12 protein-coding genes are annotated in these 15,888 nt (G+C 68.5%); 6 read left to right on the top strand and 6 right to left on the bottom strand.

Annotated elements, in window-relative coordinates:
* Nucleotides 1–53: 53 nt before the first annotated feature.
* The 4 genes from FMP39_RS09180 to pcnB all read left to right on the top strand — a co-directional run bounded on the left by FMP39_RS09180 (nt 54) and on the right by pcnB (nt 5,527).
* Complete coding sequence (locus tag FMP39_RS09180; protein ID WP_141589578.1) at nt 54–1,340, top strand: MFS transporter; 1,287 nt, start codon at nt 54–56, stop codon at nt 1,338–1,340.
* Nucleotides 1,341–1,350: 10 nt separating this feature from the next.
* Complete coding sequence (plsX, locus tag FMP39_RS09175) at nt 1,351–2,388, top strand: phosphate acyltransferase PlsX (protein ID WP_090489927.1); 1,038 nt, start codon at nt 1,351–1,353, stop codon at nt 2,386–2,388.
* Entirely contained in the window at nt 2,385–3,425 is a 1,041-nt protein-coding gene (locus FMP39_RS09170) for a phosphatase domain-containing protein (protein WP_011552614.1), read from the top strand. Before plsX ends, FMP39_RS09170 begins: the two co-directional genes overlap by 4 nt.
* A 404-nt stretch (nt 3,426–3,829) precedes the next feature.
* Nucleotides 3,830–5,527, top strand: a complete 1,698-nt coding sequence (gene pcnB, locus FMP39_RS09165) for a polynucleotide adenylyltransferase PcnB (protein ID WP_141589577.1) — start codon at nt 3,830–3,832, stop codon at nt 5,525–5,527.
* A 133-nt stretch (nt 5,528–5,660) separates the two neighbouring features.
* Here the strand turns inward: pcnB and dinB are convergent, their stop codons facing one another.
* Nucleotides 5,661–6,869 (bottom strand): DNA polymerase IV, encoded by a 1,209-nt coding sequence (gene dinB / locus FMP39_RS09160; RefSeq protein ID WP_141589576.1) that lies wholly within the window; start codon nt 6,867–6,869, stop codon nt 5,661–5,663.
* A 48-nt stretch (nt 6,870–6,917) separates the two neighbouring features.
* Here dinB and FMP39_RS09155 point away from each other — a divergent pair, with 48 nt between their 5' ends.
* Nucleotides 6,918–7,331: a secondary thiamine-phosphate synthase enzyme YjbQ gene (locus FMP39_RS09155; protein WP_011552617.1), complete on the top strand. Its 414-nt coding sequence runs from the start codon at nt 6,918–6,920 to the stop codon at nt 7,329–7,331.
* Nucleotides 7,332–7,341: 10 nt separating this feature from the next.
* Here FMP39_RS09155 and FMP39_RS09150 read toward each other — a convergent pair whose 3' ends face one another.
* Entirely contained in the window at nt 7,342–8,292 is a 951-nt protein-coding gene (locus FMP39_RS09150; RefSeq protein ID WP_141589575.1) for an RluA family pseudouridine synthase, read from the bottom strand.
* Nucleotides 8,289–9,431, bottom strand: a complete 1,143-nt coding sequence (locus tag FMP39_RS09145) for a serine/threonine-protein kinase (RefSeq protein WP_141589574.1) — start codon at nt 9,429–9,431, stop codon at nt 8,289–8,291. Before FMP39_RS09145 ends, FMP39_RS09150 begins: the two co-directional genes overlap by 4 nt.
* Before the next feature lie 128 nt (nt 9,432–9,559).
* Here FMP39_RS09145 and FMP39_RS09140 point away from each other — a divergent pair, with 128 nt between their 5' ends.
* A complete protein-coding gene (locus tag FMP39_RS09140) occupies nt 9,560–11,692 on the top strand; it encodes a serine/threonine-protein kinase (RefSeq protein ID WP_141589573.1) in 2,133 nt (710 codons plus the stop codon).
* Nucleotides 11,693–11,743: 51 nt separating this feature from the next.
* Here FMP39_RS09140 and FMP39_RS09135 read toward each other — a convergent pair whose 3' ends face one another.
* The 3 genes from FMP39_RS09135 to FMP39_RS09125 all read right to left on the bottom strand — a co-directional run bounded on the left by FMP39_RS09135 (nt 11,744) and on the right by FMP39_RS09125 (nt 15,825).
* On the bottom strand, nt 11,744–13,879 hold the full coding sequence (locus tag FMP39_RS09135; protein ID WP_141589572.1) for a MopE-related protein: 2,136 nt from the start codon (nt 13,877–13,879) through the stop codon (nt 11,744–11,746).
* Complete coding sequence (locus tag FMP39_RS09130) at nt 13,876–14,733, bottom strand: tetratricopeptide repeat protein (RefSeq protein WP_228557827.1); 858 nt, start codon at nt 14,731–14,733, stop codon at nt 13,876–13,878. The genes FMP39_RS09135 and FMP39_RS09130 overlap by 4 nt, the downstream gene beginning before the upstream one ends.
* Nucleotides 14,734–14,847: 114 nt before the next feature.
* Entirely contained in the window at nt 14,848–15,825 is a 978-nt protein-coding gene (locus tag FMP39_RS09125; protein WP_141589570.1) for a YafY family protein, read from the bottom strand.
* Nucleotides 15,826–15,888: the final 63 nt, after the last annotated feature.

Below are 15,888 nucleotides of genomic sequence, written 5' to 3'. Positions count from 1 at the left end.
GGGGCGCTATCTTCGCGCTCCGGCGGTTTTCTTTTTCAGCAAAGGGGCAACTGGTGGTGCGGCGGGCGGCGTCACTCCGTGTCGTCTTCGGAATCGTGGCGCTGGACCTCATCGGGTTCGGCATCCTGATTCCCCAGTTGGGGGTGTACGGCGTGCGGTTCGGTGCCTCGCCCTTCACGGTGGGGCTGCTCATCTCCGTCTTCTCGCTGATGCAGCTGGTGTCGGCCCCGATACTGGGCCGGCTCAGCGACCGGTACGGCCGCCGGCCGGTGCTGCTGGTGAGCCAGGTGGGCTCGCTGCTGGCGTACCTACTGTTCGCCTTCGCGCAGTCGCTGCCGCTGCTCTTCCTGGCGCGTGTCATCGACGGCATCTCCGGTGGCAACATCTCCACCGCACAGGCCGTGGTGGCGGACATCACCACGCCGAAGGACAGGGCGCGGGGTATGGGAGTCATTGGCGCGGCCTTCGGGCTGGGCTTCGTGCTGGGACCGGCGCTGGGCGGCTTCCTGGGCGCCTGGGGTGGCAACCTCGCCATCGGTCTGTTCGCGGCGGGGCTGGTGGCCATCAACCTGACGGGCACGTACTTCTACCTGCCGGAGACGCGGGTGGAGGGGCGCCCGGGGGGAGGGCACGCGCGCACGCTGAAGGGCGCCACGCTGGCCATGAGCCTGCCTGTGGTGGGGCGCTGCCTGGTGCTGATGCTGGTGTTCACCACCGCCTTCGCGCAGATGGAAGGCACCTTCTCCGTCTACCTGCTGACGCGCTTCCTGTCGTCCGGGCCCGTGCCACTCCAGGAAGGTGGGCTGTTCCTCCGGGCGGCGGTGACGGACCTGGACGTGCTGCGCGAGGCCAGCCTGCGCTCCGGTTGGCTCTTCGCGGCGATTGGGGTGATTTCCGCGGCGGTGCAGGGCGGGCTGGTGCGCCGGCTGACGGGTGGGCCCGGGAGCGCGCCGGGGCGCGAGGCGCTGCTGGCCACGGTGGGCTTCGGACTGACGGCGGCGGGGCTGGCCCTGTTGCCCGTAGCGCCGGATTATGCGTGGCTGTTCCCGGTGATGGGGTTGTTGGCGGTGGGGTCGGCGCTCGTGACACCGTGTCTGTCCGCCCTGGTATCTCTGCATGCCCCGCCGGAGCGGCTGGGGGCGGTGCTGGGGGCGTACCAGGCCTTCGGCTCGCTGGGGCGGATTCTGGGGCCGGCGCTGGGGGGCTGGCTCTTCACCCGGCTGGGGCCCGCGGCCCCGTACGGGACGGCGGCGGGCATGGTGGCGATGGCGGGGCTCCTGGGATTGTCCCTGGTGGCTCAGACGAGAATGGCAGGCGCGGGGGCCGAGCAAAGGTCCTAAGATGGAGGACATGGTGGGGACGCAGCCGCAGCCAGTGACGATTGCCTTCGATGTCATGGGAACGGACCACGGCCCGGCCGAGGTGGTCCGGGGAGCGGCGATGCTGTCGCTCGAGTCCCCCCACATCCACACGCTCCTGGTGGGGGACCGCACCCTCATCGACGACGCGCTGGCGGAGACGAAGCACAACGGCGAGCGCATCTCCGTGCAGCACGCGGCGGACTTCATCGGCATGGACGAGAAGCCAGGCGAGGCGCTGGCGCGCAAGCCGAACGCGTCCGTGGCGGTGGCCGCGCGGCTGGTGGCGGAGGGCGAGGCGCAGGCGCTGGTGTCCGCGGGCAATACGGGCGCGGGCGTGCTGGCGTGTGCCCGGCACTTCCAGCTCATCCCCGGCGTGCGGCGCGCGGCGCTGGCCACGGTGTACCCGACGCGCTCGGTGCGCGGCGCGAAGGGGGACCCGTTCTCCCTCATCCTGGACGTGGGCGCCACGGTGGAGGCCACCGCGGATGACCTGGTGACGTTCGCGGTGATGGGCTCCGCCTACGCGCGCATCATCTCCCAGAACGAGCGCCCCAAGGTGGCGCTCCTGTCCAACGGCATCGAGCCGCAGAAGGGCCCGCCCCGCGTGGTGGAGGCCCATGCCCGCCTGTCGGAGATGAAGGACATCCACTTCATCGGCAACGTGGAGGGCATCGACATCCCGAAGGGCACCGCGGACGTCATCGTCACCGACGGCTTCGTGGGCAACGTCTGCCTGAAGATGCTGGAGGGCGTCCACGACACGGTGGTGGAGCTGGCCCAGTACGCCTACAAGGAGAGCCTGCGGTGGCGCGCGGGGCTCGCGATGTTGTCCAGCGGCATCCAGCGCATCAAGGACATCACCGACTGGAACCAGTACGGCGGGGCCCCCATCCTGGGGTTCGATAAAATCTTCATCAAGGCACACGGGCGTTCGAAGTCGCGGGCCATCGCCAACGCGGGGAAGGTCGCGGCGAAGGTGGTGTCGAACAACCTGGGCGCCGCCATCCGGGAAGGCCTGAAGAAGTGAGCTTGCCGGACCGCATCGACCCGCGTCCGCCCCGGCGCATCTACCGCTGGGACTTGGACAAGACGTACCTCCAGACGGAGTTCGACTCGCTCCGTGACCTGGTGCGGACGGCGTTCCAGAAGGCCCACCAGAAGGTGGCCGTGCCGGGCGCCAGCGCGCTCATCCGCGAGCTGTCGGAGAACGGGGACTCGCGGCTGTGCATCGTCTCCGGCAGCCCGAAGCAGATGCGGGCCGTGCTGGAGGAGAAGCTCAAGCTGGACGGCGTGCGGTGGGACGAGTTCGTCCTCAAGGACAACGTGGGCAACCTGCTGCGCGGCCGCTTCCGGGCCCTGCGCGGGCAGGTGGGCTACAAGCTGCCCGCGATTCTTGAGAGCCGGGTGCACGCGCCGGTGGAGGCGGAGGAAGTCCTCTTCGGTGACGACGCGGAGGCGGACGCGTTCATCTATTCGCTCTTCGCGGACCTGGTGGCGGGCCGCGTGGACGAGCGCGTGCTGTCGCAGGTGCTGGAGGCGGGCGGGGTGTACCCGGACGACGCGCTGCGGGTGCGCGAGGCGTGGAAGAAGATTCCCGTGGGCGACCCGGTGCGCCGCATCTTCATCCACCTGGACAGGCTGACGCCCCCCGCGCACTTCACGCCCTACGGACCGCGCGTGGTGCCCATCTTCAACTACTTCCAGGCCGCGCTGGTGCTGCTGGCGGACGGCCACCTGACGGCGCCGCAGGTGCTGAAAATCGCAGTGGAGATGGTGCAGACGGCGGGCCACAACATCATCACCCTGTCCAACTCGTTCCAGGACCTGCTGCGGCGCGGGCTGCCGCTCCAGCAGGCGGCGGTGGCGCTGTCCCAGGCGCTGGAGGGGCCCAACAAGCTGCTCGCGGCGATGCGGCCCATGCCGGACATCCTGGCCGCCTTCAGCAAGCGCCTGGCCGCGCTGGGCACGCCGCCGCCCCCCCCGCCGGTGCAGGCGGTGGACTACGTCTCCCTCATCCACCACGCGCTGCCCCGGAACCACAAGGGGCGCACCAAGCCGCAGTAGGGGCAGGCCGCTCGGCTGCCCCCCGGGTGGGCCTGCATTCCCCTCGCGGGCCGGCCCCAGAACGTTTCCGGCGGACGCCGTGTTGATACAGGACACAGGCCCGCGGCCCCCACGCTTCGCGCGTGCCCTGTCCCCTGGTTGGGAGCAGGAAAGCGGGCGGGGGAGCCCGCTGCCCGGTGACATCCGACAACAATGTCGTCCATCGCTACTCCCTACCCGGAGGATGCGGTATAGACGGCAGGCCTACAAGCGCCCCGATGGGGTGTCCCTGGCTGATGACACGAGATTTGACTGAGACGCCGCCTGCCGGCGGTCTGCTGCCACCTGCGCCCGAGAATGACGCGCGCGAGGTTGCCTCTCCCGAGGCGGCAGGGACTTCCGAGCGCGGCGAACAAGAGGTTCCCATGAACTCCCAACTGGAGCTGTCGGCGCACCCTGAAGAGGACAGCGCCTCCAAGCCCGTGGCCGCCGACGAGCAGGCCTCCACTGAAATCCCCTCGATACAAGTCGCCACCCCCGCCGAGCCGCCTCCGGCCCCCGTCTACGCGGATGCCGAGGACGAGGACGACGAGGAAGATGACGACGAGGTAGACCCGGCTGAGTCGGGCCTGGACGACGCCGTCCTGGGCGCCGAGGCCGCGTTGGCCGCCGCAGAGGCCGAGGACGCCGCCGAGGCCCGGGGCGAGGACGTCGAGGAAGTCCCCATCGTCCTGGAGCCCGAACCGGAGCCGACGCCCGATGAGCGCGCGCTGCACGCGCCCCATGTCCGGCCCAGCGGCGAGCCGGCGGAAATCGACCCCGACGAGCTGGACCCGGACGCCCTCAAGGTGGTGCTCCGCCTGCATCAGCACGGCCATCAGGCGTACATGGTGGGCGGCTGCGTGCGTGACCTGCTGCTGGGGCGCAAGCCGAAGGACTTCGACATCGCCACCAGCGCGACGCCGAACGAGGTGCGCGGCATCTTCCGCAACTGCCGCCTGATTGGCCGGCGCTTCCGGCTGGCGCACGTTTACTTCAAAGGCGGGAAGATCATCGAGGTCTCCACCTTCCGTGCGAATCCGACGGAGCTGGAGCACGCGGCCAACGGCGGTGAGGATGAGGGGGACGGTGAGGACCTGCTCATCACCCACGACAACGTCTTCGGCACCGCGCAGCAGGACGCGCGCCGCCGTGACTTCACCATCAACGGCCTGTTCTACGACGTGGCCGAAGGGCGGGTCATCGATTACGTCCGGGGCCGCCGTGACCTGGATGAGCGCTTCATCCGCACCATTGGCGACCCGGAAGTGCGCATGCGCGAGGACCCGGTGCGCATCCTGCGCGCGGTGCGCTTCGCGGCGAAGCTGGGCCTGGACATCGAGTCGCGGACGTACGCGGCCATGGAAGGCGCGGTGGAGGACCTGCCCCGCTGCGCGCCCGCGCGCCTGCTGGAGGAGACGTTCCGCCTCATCCGCGGCGGTGTGTCCGCGCCGGCGCTGAAGCTGCTGGACGCGCTGGACGCGCTCAAAATCCTCCTGCCGCCCGTCAACGCGTACCTCAAGCAGCACGGCAAGGAAGGCGAGAAGACGTTCTACGCCTTCGCGGAGTCGCTGGACCGGCGCGTGTCCTCGGGCGAGGCGCTGGACGACGCCATCCTCCTGGCGATGTTGCTGATTCCCATCAGCCGCTCGACGGGGCCCGAGGAGTCGCAGGAGGGCCGCCCGTCCGTGTCGCAGGTGGTGGAAGACCTGCTCGCGGGCTTCGTCCAGTCCGCGCGTCTTCCGCGCCGCATCGCCGAGCGCTGCCGCATGTTGCTGCTGGCCCAGCGCACCCTGTCCGGTGAGCGCCGTCGCCGCAGCGCCGCCTTCAAGCGGCACCCCCTCTTCAGCGAGGCCCTCACCGTGTTCGAGATGACGGTGGAGGCCACGGGCGAGAATCGCGAGCAGCTGGAGGCCTGGAAGGCCGGCGAGGTGCCGCAGCCGCGTGCCGCCGCAGCGGACGGCGAGGAGTCCGACGCGGGAGGCCAGCGCAAGCGCCGTCGCCGTCGCCGCCGCCGCCGTCCCTCGGCGAACGGCTCGTCCGGTGAGAGCGCCGGTTCATCCTCCGAGTCGGGCGACGCCTGACTCGAGGTCGCGTCCGTGATGTGAGGGCACCGGCTCGGCTTCCGGGCCGGGTGCTGCCTGAGTCGAAGTCCCTACCGTGAGGTGTGTGGGGCTGCTCCGCGAACAGGCGTGAGGCCCCACCCGTACCGGGCCCTCAGTCCTTGGGCCCGCCCTTGTCCACCGGGCGCTCGGAGCGGTGTTCGGCGCTGTCGGTGGCCTCACTGCCGGCGATGTCCGCGGTGGTGATGGCCTTGCTGCCAAACCGCTCGGCAATCTTGTCCAGCGCCGCGTTCAGCTTCGCGGTGCGTGGCGCGGCGGCGGGGAAGAGGCCCAACTGGGGCGGCTCCTCGTCCAACTGCACGCTGACGCCGGTGAGCCGCAGCGGCTTGCCCTGGTGCGACTTGTCCAGCAGCTCCAGCGCCGCGCGGTAGAGCGTCTGCCCGTCATCCGTGGCCTCGCGCAGCGTGGTTCGCCGGGTGATGAGCGTGAAGTCCGCGAACTTCAATTTGAGCTGCACCACGCGGCCCTTCAGCGCCGCCCGCCGCAGCCGCCGGGCCACGCGCAGGGCCTGGGCGTGGACGTGCGGCTTGAGCGCGTCCACCCCCACGAGGTCTTCGTCGAAGGTGTCCTCCGCGCCCACGCTCTTGGCGGCCCGGTCCGGCACCACCTCGCGCGTGTCGATGCCCTGGGACAGCTCCCACAGGTGCCGTCCGCTGGAGCCCAGCCTGTCTTCCAGCCAGTCCAAATCCCGGGCCGCCACGTCGCCAATCGTCTTCAGCCCGGCGAGCCGGAGCGCCTCCTCCGTCTTCGGCCCCACGCCCCACAGGCGCGACACCGGCAGGCCCGCGAGGAAGGCCACCGTCTCCTCGGCGCGCACCTCCCGCTGCCCATTCGGCTTGGCGAGGTCGGAGGCAATCTTCGCCACGAACTTCGCCGTGGCCACGCCCGCGGAGGCGGGGAGGTTCAACTCGTCGGCAATCTCCTTGCGGATGCGCCGGGCGATGTCCGCGGGCGTGCCGAAGAGGCCCACCGACGCCGTCACGTCCAGGAAGGCCTCGTCGAGCGACAGCGGCTCGATGAGCGGCGTGTAGCGTTCGAAGATGGCGAACACCTGCTCGCTGGCCTCGGCATAGGCGGCGAAGCGGGGCTTCACGACGAGCGCATGGGGCGCGGCCTTCGTCGCACGGGCCATGGGCATGGCGCTGCGCACGCCGAAGGGGCGCACCTCGTAGGAGGCGGCGACCACGACACCGCGCTGGGCATGCCCGCCCACGATGAGCGGCTTGCCCCGCAGGGCCGGGTTGTCCCGCTGCTCCACGGATGCATAGAAGGCATCCATGTCCACGTGGATGATGGCTCGCATGGTGTGAGTCACTTTAACGGGGCACTCTGACGCCTGGCGGATACGGATATGAAGAGCCTGACGGAGTACCTGTGGTTCGAGACACCGCGGCGGCGGGAGCTGGTCCGTCTCACCGACACCGTGACGGCCCTGGTGCGCAAGAGTGGCATCCAGGAGGGAATGGTCCTCGTCTCCGCCATGCACATCACCGCGGGCGTCTTCGTCAATGACGACGAGCCCGGTCTCCATGAAGACATCTGGGAGTGGCTCCAGCACCTGGCGCCCGCCGGTCCCGACTACCGCCACCACCGCACGGGCGAGGACAACGGCGACGCCCACCTCAAGTCACTGCTGGTCCACCACCAGGTCATCATCCCCGTCACGGGCGGGAAGCTGGACCTGGGGCCCTGGCAGCAGGTGTTCTACGCCGAGTTCGACGGCCAGCGCCGAAAGCGCGTCATCGTCAAGGTGATGGGCGAATAGTGGAAAGCCCTCAGTCCCGCTGCTCACCGCGGGGCAAGGGCAGGCCGCGCCGCTCCAGCTCCGCGCGCAGCTCCGGGGGCAGGGGGCTGTGGACCGTCACGTTCCGCCGCGTCCGCGGGTGCGTCAGGCCCAGCGAGCGAGCGTGCAGGAAGAAGCGGCCCAGCTCCGGGGCCTCGCGCCCGCCGTAGAGGCTGTCGCCGACGATGGGGGCGCCAATGCCCGCGAGGTGCGCGCGCACCTGGTGCAGCACGCCGGTGAGAATCTTCACCTCCACCACGCTGAACTCACCCGCGCGCGACAGCACGGTGAACTTCGACACCGCGTCCCGGGCGTCCTCGGCCCCGTAGGGCGCGGGCTCCACGCGGTCCGGATGCCGGGGGTGGTGACGCAGGGGCAGGTCGATGTCGCCCTCGTCCGTCAGTGGTCCTGTCACCAGCGCCAGGTAGCGCTTGTCCACGGCGCGGCTGCCAAAGGCCTCGCGCACGGCGTTCCACGCGTCCCGCGTCCGCGCGGCCACGACGACGCCAGAGGTCTCCACGTCCAGCCGGTGGCACAGGCCGCCCTCTCGCGCGTCCAGCGAGGCCTGGGCGCATTCGGGATAGCGGGCCACCAGCGCGTTGGCCACCGTGCCCGTCTCTCCGGACTGCAGGGGGTGGGAGGGCCGGCCCGCGGGCTTGTCCACGAACACGAGCGAGTCGTCCTCGTGCAGCACGGTGAGCGGGAAGTCCGCGTCGGGCACGGCCTCACGGGACTCTTCTTCCACCTCGACGGCGATGTGCTGCCCGGCGGTGAGCGTGAGGCCCTTCTTCGCGGGGCGGCCATTCACCTTCACCGCGCCCGCCTCGAAGAGGCGCTTGAGGCGCGCGCGAGACAGACCCAGCGCTTCACCAATGAAGAGGTCCACCCGCTGGCCCGCCTTGTCGGCGTCCACGGTGAGGGTGTGCAGCTTGGAGGGATTCACTCGGACAGGGCCTCGTAGACTTCCTCGGCCGTCTGGAACCGGTCGTCCGGCTCCTTGCGGATGAGGCGGTGGGCGACGCGCGCGAGCTGCGGGTCCCCGTGAAGGTTCAGCGCCAGCACGGGGGGCGGCTCCGTCTCCAGCACCTGGCGCCAGAGCTCGTGCGGCGTCTTCGCGTCGAAGGGGGGCCGCCCGCTGAGCAGCTCATAGAGGATGACCCCCAGGCTGTACAGGTCGGAGCGTCCATCCAGGGGCTCGCCCAGAATCTGCTCCGGCGCCATGTACCGGTAGGTGCCCACCAGCTTGCCGGCCTCGGTGATGGCCGCGTCGTCCGCCAGGAACTTGGCGAGCCCGAAGTCCATCAGCCGCACCTGCCGGTCGTCGTCCACCATGATGTTGGACGGCTTGAGGTCGCGGTGAACCAGGCCGTGGCCGTGGATGTAGGCCAGGGCCTCGCAAATCTGGAGCATGGCGTCCTTGAGACGTCCCATGCGTTCGGGCCGGTTGAGGTCCTCTTCGCGGACCACGCGCCCCGGCTCCTCCTCGGGCTCCGCGGGGCGCGGCATGGGGGGCGGCAGGTCGAAGCCCTCCAGCGAATCATCCGAGCCGATGCCCACGTGCGGGCTGCCACTGGAGGCGAAGCTCTCCAGGTCCTCGCTGGGGGCCTCCTCCGCGAAGGCCTCCAGGCCGAAGGTGCCGTCAAACGGGCTGTCCTCCGAGTCATCCATCGAATCGGAGAAGCTCCGGCTCAAGGGGCCGAAGTCGTCGTCCGCGGTCCGGAGGACGGACAAGGGGCTGCGCGGCGTGTGGCTGCCCGGAGGGGCTTGCCGGTCGCCGCTGCTCAGGTCGAGGTAGTGGCGGAGGGTGAGGCCCTCGATGAGCTCCATGGCCAGGTACGGCACGCCCTGGTGCACGCCGGACTCGAACACCTTCACGACGTTGGGGTGAGACAGGTCTACGAGTGTGTCGAACTCGCGGGCGAGTCTGCGCGCGGCACGAGCATCCCGCGCGGGGCCGGCTGAAAGCAGCTTCAGCGCGACCTCGTCGGTGGTGCGGCGGTCCAGGGCCCGATAAACGGTTCCTGCCCCGCCACTGCCAAGCGTCTCCAGAACGCGGTAGGGACCGATGACCTTCGGGGGCATGGGGTGCCGAAATCCTACGGACCACGTCACGTCAGGGTCAACGTTGGCATCGCCTGATTGCTCGGCGCACGGCAGAACTGGCGGCAAGTGGTTTTACTTTTCCGACAAACCTGGGAGAACCCGAGTCAATGCAAATCGGGAAGTACCAGCTGGTGCGAAAGCTTGCGTCAGGCGGCATGGCGGAGGTCTTCCTGGCGAAGGCCGCGGGGCCACGCGGCTTCGAGAAGACGCTTGTGCTCAAGCGCATCCTTCCGCACCTGGCGGAGGACGCGGCCTTCGTCGAGATGTTCCTGGGCGAGGCGCGGCTGGCGGCGCAGCTCGAGCACCCGAACATCGTGCAGATTTTCGACTTCGGTGAGGCCGAGGGCAGCTTCTTCCTGGCCATGGAGTTCATCGACGGCCCGAACCTGCGCAAGCTGGTGAAGCGGGCCGCGGAGGAAGCGCTGCCTCCCGCCTTCTGCGCGAAGGTGGTGGCGGCCGCGGCGGAGGGGCTGGCGTACGCGCACGAGTTCCGTGACGTGGAGACGGGCGAGCCGCTGGGCTTGATTCACCGTGACGTGAGTCCGGACAACATCCTGGTGTCGCGGCAGGGCGCGGTGAAGGTGGTGGACTTCGGCATCGCGAAGGTGGCGGGGCAGGGGCACCGGACGCTGACGGGCGTGGTGAAGGGCAAGGTGGCGTACATGCCTCCCGAGCAGCTCCAGGCGAAGGCCATGGACCGGCGGGTGGATGTCTACGCGCTCGGGGTGGTGCTGTACGAACTGCTCACGGGGAAGCGGCCGTTCGATGCGACGACGGACGTGAGCGTGATGCAGGCGATTCTGTTCGAGCCGTTCATTCCGGTGTCGGCGCGGCGGCCGGATGTGCCCGTGGTGTTGCAGCAGGTGCTCGACAAGGCGCTGGCGAAGGACCGGGAGCGGCGGTACGCGGACTGCCGGGCGTTGCAGGACGACCTGGAGCGGTTCGTGTTGTCGACGGGCGAGCCGGTGGGCGCGTATCAGATTGCCCAGCGCATCGCGCAGTGGGTGCCGGAGGTGGCCGCGGCTCCGGCGATGACGCCGTCGCAGGGAGGCAGCAAGGGAGCGGTGGCGTCGCAGGCGAAGTCGGATGCCCGGAGCGTGTCCATGGTGTCGCCGCCGGTGGATTCGACCTCGCCGACGACGCCGATGCCCCGGTCGCTTGTGGCACCCGAGGAGGTGCCAGCGGATTCGACGTCGCCGACGACGCCCATGCCGGTTGCCATCGGTGGCGTGGTTCGGGCGTTGGAGCCGCGCTCCTCCCCGCAGCAGGACACACTTCAGTCGTACCCGGTGGTCGTGAAGACGCCCGCGCTCCGGGCGGATGCGTCACCGCGTGGAACGTCCCGGCCAAGGGCGCAGGCCCGGGCCTCGGGGGTGAAGGTACAGGCGCCGCATGCGCGTGACGAAGACGCGGTGGCGATGGCGGCTGCGTCGCCGCCGCCGCCGGGAGGGGCTTCATCGGCGCCTGATGCTCCCGAGGATGCGGACGACGCTGTGCATACGCGGAGCACGGAGTACGCCGCGACGGTGCCATCAGGGCGGCCAGGAGGGCGGATTGCCGTCATCGTCGGGGCTGTGGTCGCGCTGTTGGTGGGCGGCGCTGTCACCGTGATGCGCGGCGATGATTCAGAGGTCTCGCCGGTTCGTGTGAATCCACCGCCGCTCACGCAGTTGCCGAGCGAGCCTGTTGCTCCGAGCCAAAGCGGCAGGAATGTGCCGCAGGCGAAACCAGCCGTGGACGTGAAGGCGAGCGCTCAGGATTCGAGTGACAGGGCACTGGCGAAACCGCAGGTCTCGGCGGATGTCCCCGTGGTGCCGCAGGAGCCGCGCGTCGCACGGGATGCCACCACGCCCGAAGCAGGGCCTCCCACTGTGAAGGATGCTCCGCCTGAGAACGGCGGAGCGGCTTCGAAGGAGGGGAGCGCTGTCGTGGCGGAGCGTGAGCCCGCGAAGGCGTCTGGGGAGCCAGTGCCGAAACCATCGCGGGCTCGTGAAAGGGCGCCGACTCAGAAGGTGGCGGCTGTTGCAAAGGGGCGCCTGGAGTTCCGCATCCGTCCGTATGCCGTGGTGTCGTTGGACGGGAAGGTCCTGGGGCAGACGCCGTTCGCCGCGGTTGAGGTGCCCGAGGGGCGACACACCATCCGGCTCGTCAACAAGGAACTGGGCAAGGACGTGACCCGGACCGTTGATGTGAAGGCGGGCCAGCCCAATGTGTTCAAGCTCAATCTCGAAGCGGAGTGAGCCGCGCCCGCACCGAGGCCACCTGATGTGTGGCCTCGGTGGTGAGGCTTGCTATTGAGGCCAGTGGAGAATCTGTCCGTTGCTTCCCGCGACCCAGAGGTCTGCGGGGCTGGTGCCTGCGATGTCGTTGAATCGGAGGTTCGTGTTCTCGAAGATGATCTGCCACTGCGTGCCGTCGTACCGGTAGATGCGCCCGTTGTAGGAGGTGACGTAGATGGATTTGGCGCCGAATGCGACGACGGAGGTCAGTAGCTCGCTGTGCGTGTTGGGGAAGGGCATCCTGCTCCACGTGCTGCCGTCCCAGCGGAGGACAGAGTTCTGACCGCCCAGGGCGTCGCCCACTGCAAAGGCGAGCTTGTCGTTCACCACCCAGACTCCACGAAGTCGGCCCAGGCCTGAGATTGTGGTCTCCACCTGCTCCGACTGCCACTGACTGGTGTTGGTGTTGAAACGGTAGATTCGAGGTCTGCTGGACCCGCCATCGAAGCCGCCGACCGCGAACAGCAAGGACCGGGAACGCCCGTGGAGGTCGAAGAGCGGCCCGACAGTGGTGGTTCCGAATTTCAGCTCATTCGGCCCGGATTCTCCGGTCCACGTGAACGTCAGTCCCTGGCCCACTGTGCCGGAGTTCTCGGTGACTCCATGAAGCTCCAGAGTTCCTTCGTGTCGGAAGCCGACGAGCCCTCGGACCCATCGGACCATGTCATGCGTCTGGGTGCAGGCATTTTGTGACCTGTCCAAAAAGGAAAGAGAGCCTCCTGATGAGCCGATATAGATACGTCCTTGGTTTGCCATGTCGGCCCAAACAGCGCTCCACCCCCTGTTGGAGTCGCCGCAGTTGGTCGCGTTGGTCTGGAACGTGGATGAGGACGGCGTGAGTATCGCGGTCCCGCCCTGGTTCCCTGAGACAGTCACGTCGCCTGGAAATTCCGTGAAGATGGCGCGCCATTCCTGGTCAGCCACGCCAACGGTCCGTGCTACCCAGCTTGCACCTCTGTCCGGGCAGACATCAGGGCCTTCGACATTCCCGTCGCAGTTGTTGTCCAGTCCGTCACACAGTTCCGGCGCGCCTGGGTAGGTGAACGGGTTGCCGTCGTTGCAGTCACCACCAGCCTCGACGTAGCCCGCGCCAGGCGAGGCGCAGGACGACACGGCCGTGCCAACACCAAAGCCATCCCCGTCGCCATCCAGGTACCAGTTGTTGGGGATCGTCGTGGGCTGGCAGGTGGAGGCGATGCCGGAGGTGTCGCAGACGTAGACGCCGGCGCACTGGGCGGCAGCGGTGCACGCCGTGCCGAGGTCGGTGAACGTCTCGTCAATCTGGTCGTTGCAGTTGTCGTCGACGCCGTTGCAGAGCTCCGGCGAGCTAGGCCGGATGCTGGCGTTGTTGTCGTTGCAGTCGTCCGCGGGGCCCGTGACATAGCCCTGCGGCACGCCGGTGCAGAAGGCGACGGGCGTTGCGAGCCTGTCTCCGTCTCCGTCCTGGTCCACGTCAGGGTAGGCATACACGGCCAACGGCATGTTGCAGATGACGGCACCATTTTCGCCGCACGCCCGAGCGCCTTCGCACCCCTCTGCCTCAGAGCAGTCCTGGCCCAGGCGTAACTCCACCGTGTCCGACTGTCCGTTGCAGTTGTCGTCGACGTCGTTGCAAAGCTCGGTTGCAGCCGGGTGGATGCTCGCGTTGTTGTCGTTGCAGTCCGTTCCGCCGGTGAGCACGGAGACGTAGCCGTCGCCGTCCGCGTCCGTTGCTTGGAGCGACAGCGTCACTGGCTCGGTCTTCCCCGTTTTGGGGCTCACGCGTATCGAACGCGTCATCACGGGTGTCGCTTCGCAGCTCTTCTCAAATGCACGTGCCTCCACTTGGACGGAGTCGCCCCAACTGCTCGGCGCAAATACACTGACGAGGAGGGACCCTCCTGAGCGGCCGCCCTTGCCGGCAAGCTCGACGGTGGACGCTTTCCCACTGGCTTCGTCCCGGGCACTGACGAGCACGCAGCCAGGAAGGAACCCCGAGTAGTCGATCGACACTTTGAGGGCTCTGCACGTCGGCTTGTCACCCAGGAATGCGTCGACGGAGTCGCCCATGAGGTCGTTGATGTCACATGGGTGGAGTTCGTCGAGGCTGGGCACGGTGCAGGCCATGCCGGACAGGAGAACAAGGCACGCCAGAAAAATGCGGTTCATCGCGCCTCCCGCTGCGCCGTGGCTTCGTTATCCAGGAAGTAGGTGATGACCGCTCCCGCCGCCGCTGTCGCCGCGACACCGAACAAGATGTTGGCGCCGAGCGCCTTGCCGCGCGCCGCGTCCAGATGTCCCATCTGTTCATTGACACTGAAGGTGTCTCGCGCGCTCTGGATGTCGCTCCGGGAGCGCAGTCCGAGGTAGCTCCCGATGCCACCCGCGAGCACCCCTGCACCAAGCAAGGCCACGGGGAGGGGACGGATGCGGAGGCCCGTTGACTCATGTGCCACGAGTTCGGGCTCGGCGCTGGTGAGGAGTGAAGGGGTTGGCGCAGCAGGTGATGGTGTAGCGACGGCCGACGCAGCTCCCTCGGGTTCGAGGACGGGGCGGTCCTGCGAAGGGGCCGGCGGCGGTGGCTCGACGGGGGCCGAAGCCACGCGTTCGCTCTGGAGCTTCTTGCGTACGTCGTCGAAGTCCCGAGCCACCTTGGGAGAGACCCTGACGGGGAGCTGGGAGTCTGGTTGAAGTGACAGGGCTTCGCGGAAGGCTCTCAGGGACTGTGAGCGTCTCCCGAGATCGGCGAGGACAATGGCCTCGTACATCGCGGCCTCTGCCCGTTCGTCGTCCGTCGTGGCCAGTGCCTTGGCCTGGGTGAGCGTCTTCAGCGCCTGCTCGTACTCAAGTTCCTCATAGAGCTGCGCTGCCGCCTTCAGCCGTGCGCGAAACGAGGAGTCGCGCGAACTGGCTTGCGCGGCCTTGGCCGTCACGGTTTGCCCGAAAGCCAGTCCAGGTAGCAGCAGCGTGAAGCTCAGCACCCATACCTGGAGCGGTGCTTTCTTGAGAATGGAGCTTTCCATGAATGGCAAAGCTACCACGCTCGTTCTTTTGTCTAAGAAAGGGTGTGCGAATTGCTGTGCCCGCGTAGTCCCCGCGAGGCTTGCCCAACAGCGCAAGCTTCGCCTGGCCGTGCGTCAAGGCGTGGCACTTCGATGCATGTCGAGGATGCCCGTCGCCAGTTTCAGGAGCTTTGTTCGCAGTGCTTCCGGGGCGAGCACTTCGAAGCCCGAGCCGACGTCGCAGAGCTGGCTGAAGGCAATCGCTTCGCGCTCGAAGTCCACGACCACTGTCTTGCGTCCATCCGCTGCGAGCGGCGCGGCATCCAGCCGTGCACCCTCCGCTCGCGGCCGAATCTTTCGCAGCGCCTCCAGCGCCTCCGACGTCAATCGCAGCGTGACTTCGTACTGCGCGCGCTTCTCCGCGAAGCGTGAGCACCACGCCTTCCAGAACGCGGGCAGGTCGAAGCGCGCCGGCCGGATGAAGGTCTCCGGGCGTATCCGTGCACCGTCCACACGCGAGCCTCGATACACACGCGGTTCATCCTCGCCCGTGCTCGCGACGAGGTACCAACGGTCCGCCTTGATGACGAGCGCGTACGGGTCCACCACCTTGCGGCTCGGCTTGCCTTCGAAGTCCCGGTACGTCAGCGACACGCGGCGGTCCTGCCAGACAGCGTCGCGCAGCGTCGCCAGATGAGGCACGGCCTCGCGTTCTGGAAACCACGAGGACGCATCCACGTGAAGCCGCTGGCGTGCGTACTCCAGCGCGGGTTGCTGGAGTGCGGGCAGGGAGGCCGCCATCTTCACCAGGCCCGAACGCAGCGCCGACGTCAGGCCCAGGTCATCCAGGGCCCCCGGTGCCGCCACGGCCGCCAGTGCATGCAGCTCCGCCCGGGTGAAGCCCGTGAGTTGGGTGCGCCAGCCTTCCATCAACGCCACGCCGCCCGAGGCGCCTCGGGTGGCGTACACGGGCACGCCCGCGCCGGAGAGCGCGTCGAGGTCCCGGTGGATGGTCCGTTCGGAGACCTCGAGCTCCCTTGCCAGCTCGCCCGCCGTCATCTTCGGGCGTGTCTGGAGGAGCAGCGTCAAACTGACGAGTCGGTCGGCGCGCATGGGCAGGTTCCAAAGCGAAGTCTAGGCGGGGAATCATGACAGGGGCTGTCAGGATTCCCTGCC

The organism is Myxococcus sp. AB056 (genome assembly GCF_006547365.1).
Lineage (GTDB): Bacteria > Myxococcota > Myxococcia > Myxococcales > Myxococcaceae > Myxococcus > Myxococcus virescens.
Note: the sequence above shows the minus strand (reverse complement) of the source record. Positions and strands in the feature narration are given on the sequence as shown.

Coding starts and splice junctions, on each gene's coding strand:
- plsX (WP_090489927.1), top strand. CDS start 1,351: ATGGTGGGGACGCAGCCGCAGCCAGTGACGATTGCCTTCGATGTCATG.
- FMP39_RS09145 (WP_141589574.1), bottom strand. CDS start 9,431: ATGCCCCCGAAGGTCATCGGTCCCTACCGCGTTCTGGAGACGCTTGGC.
- FMP39_RS09155 (WP_011552617.1), top strand. CDS start 6,918: ATGAAGAGCCTGACGGAGTACCTGTGGTTCGAGACACCGCGGCGGCGG.
- pcnB (WP_141589577.1), top strand. CDS start 3,830: ATGAACTCCCAACTGGAGCTGTCGGCGCACCCTGAAGAGGACAGCGCC.
- FMP39_RS09125 (WP_141589570.1), bottom strand. CDS start 15,825: ATGCGCGCCGACCGACTCGTCAGTTTGACGCTGCTCCTCCAGACACGC.
- FMP39_RS09130 (WP_228557827.1), bottom strand. CDS start 14,733: ATGGAAAGCTCCATTCTCAAGAAAGCACCGCTCCAGGTATGGGTGCTG.
- dinB (WP_141589576.1), bottom strand. CDS start 6,869: ATGCGAGCCATCATCCACGTGGACATGGATGCCTTCTATGCATCCGTG.
- FMP39_RS09135 (WP_141589572.1), bottom strand. CDS start 13,879: ATGAACCGCATTTTTCTGGCGTGCCTTGTTCTCCTGTCCGGCATGGCC.
- FMP39_RS09140 (WP_141589573.1), top strand. CDS start 9,560: ATGCAAATCGGGAAGTACCAGCTGGTGCGAAAGCTTGCGTCAGGCGGC.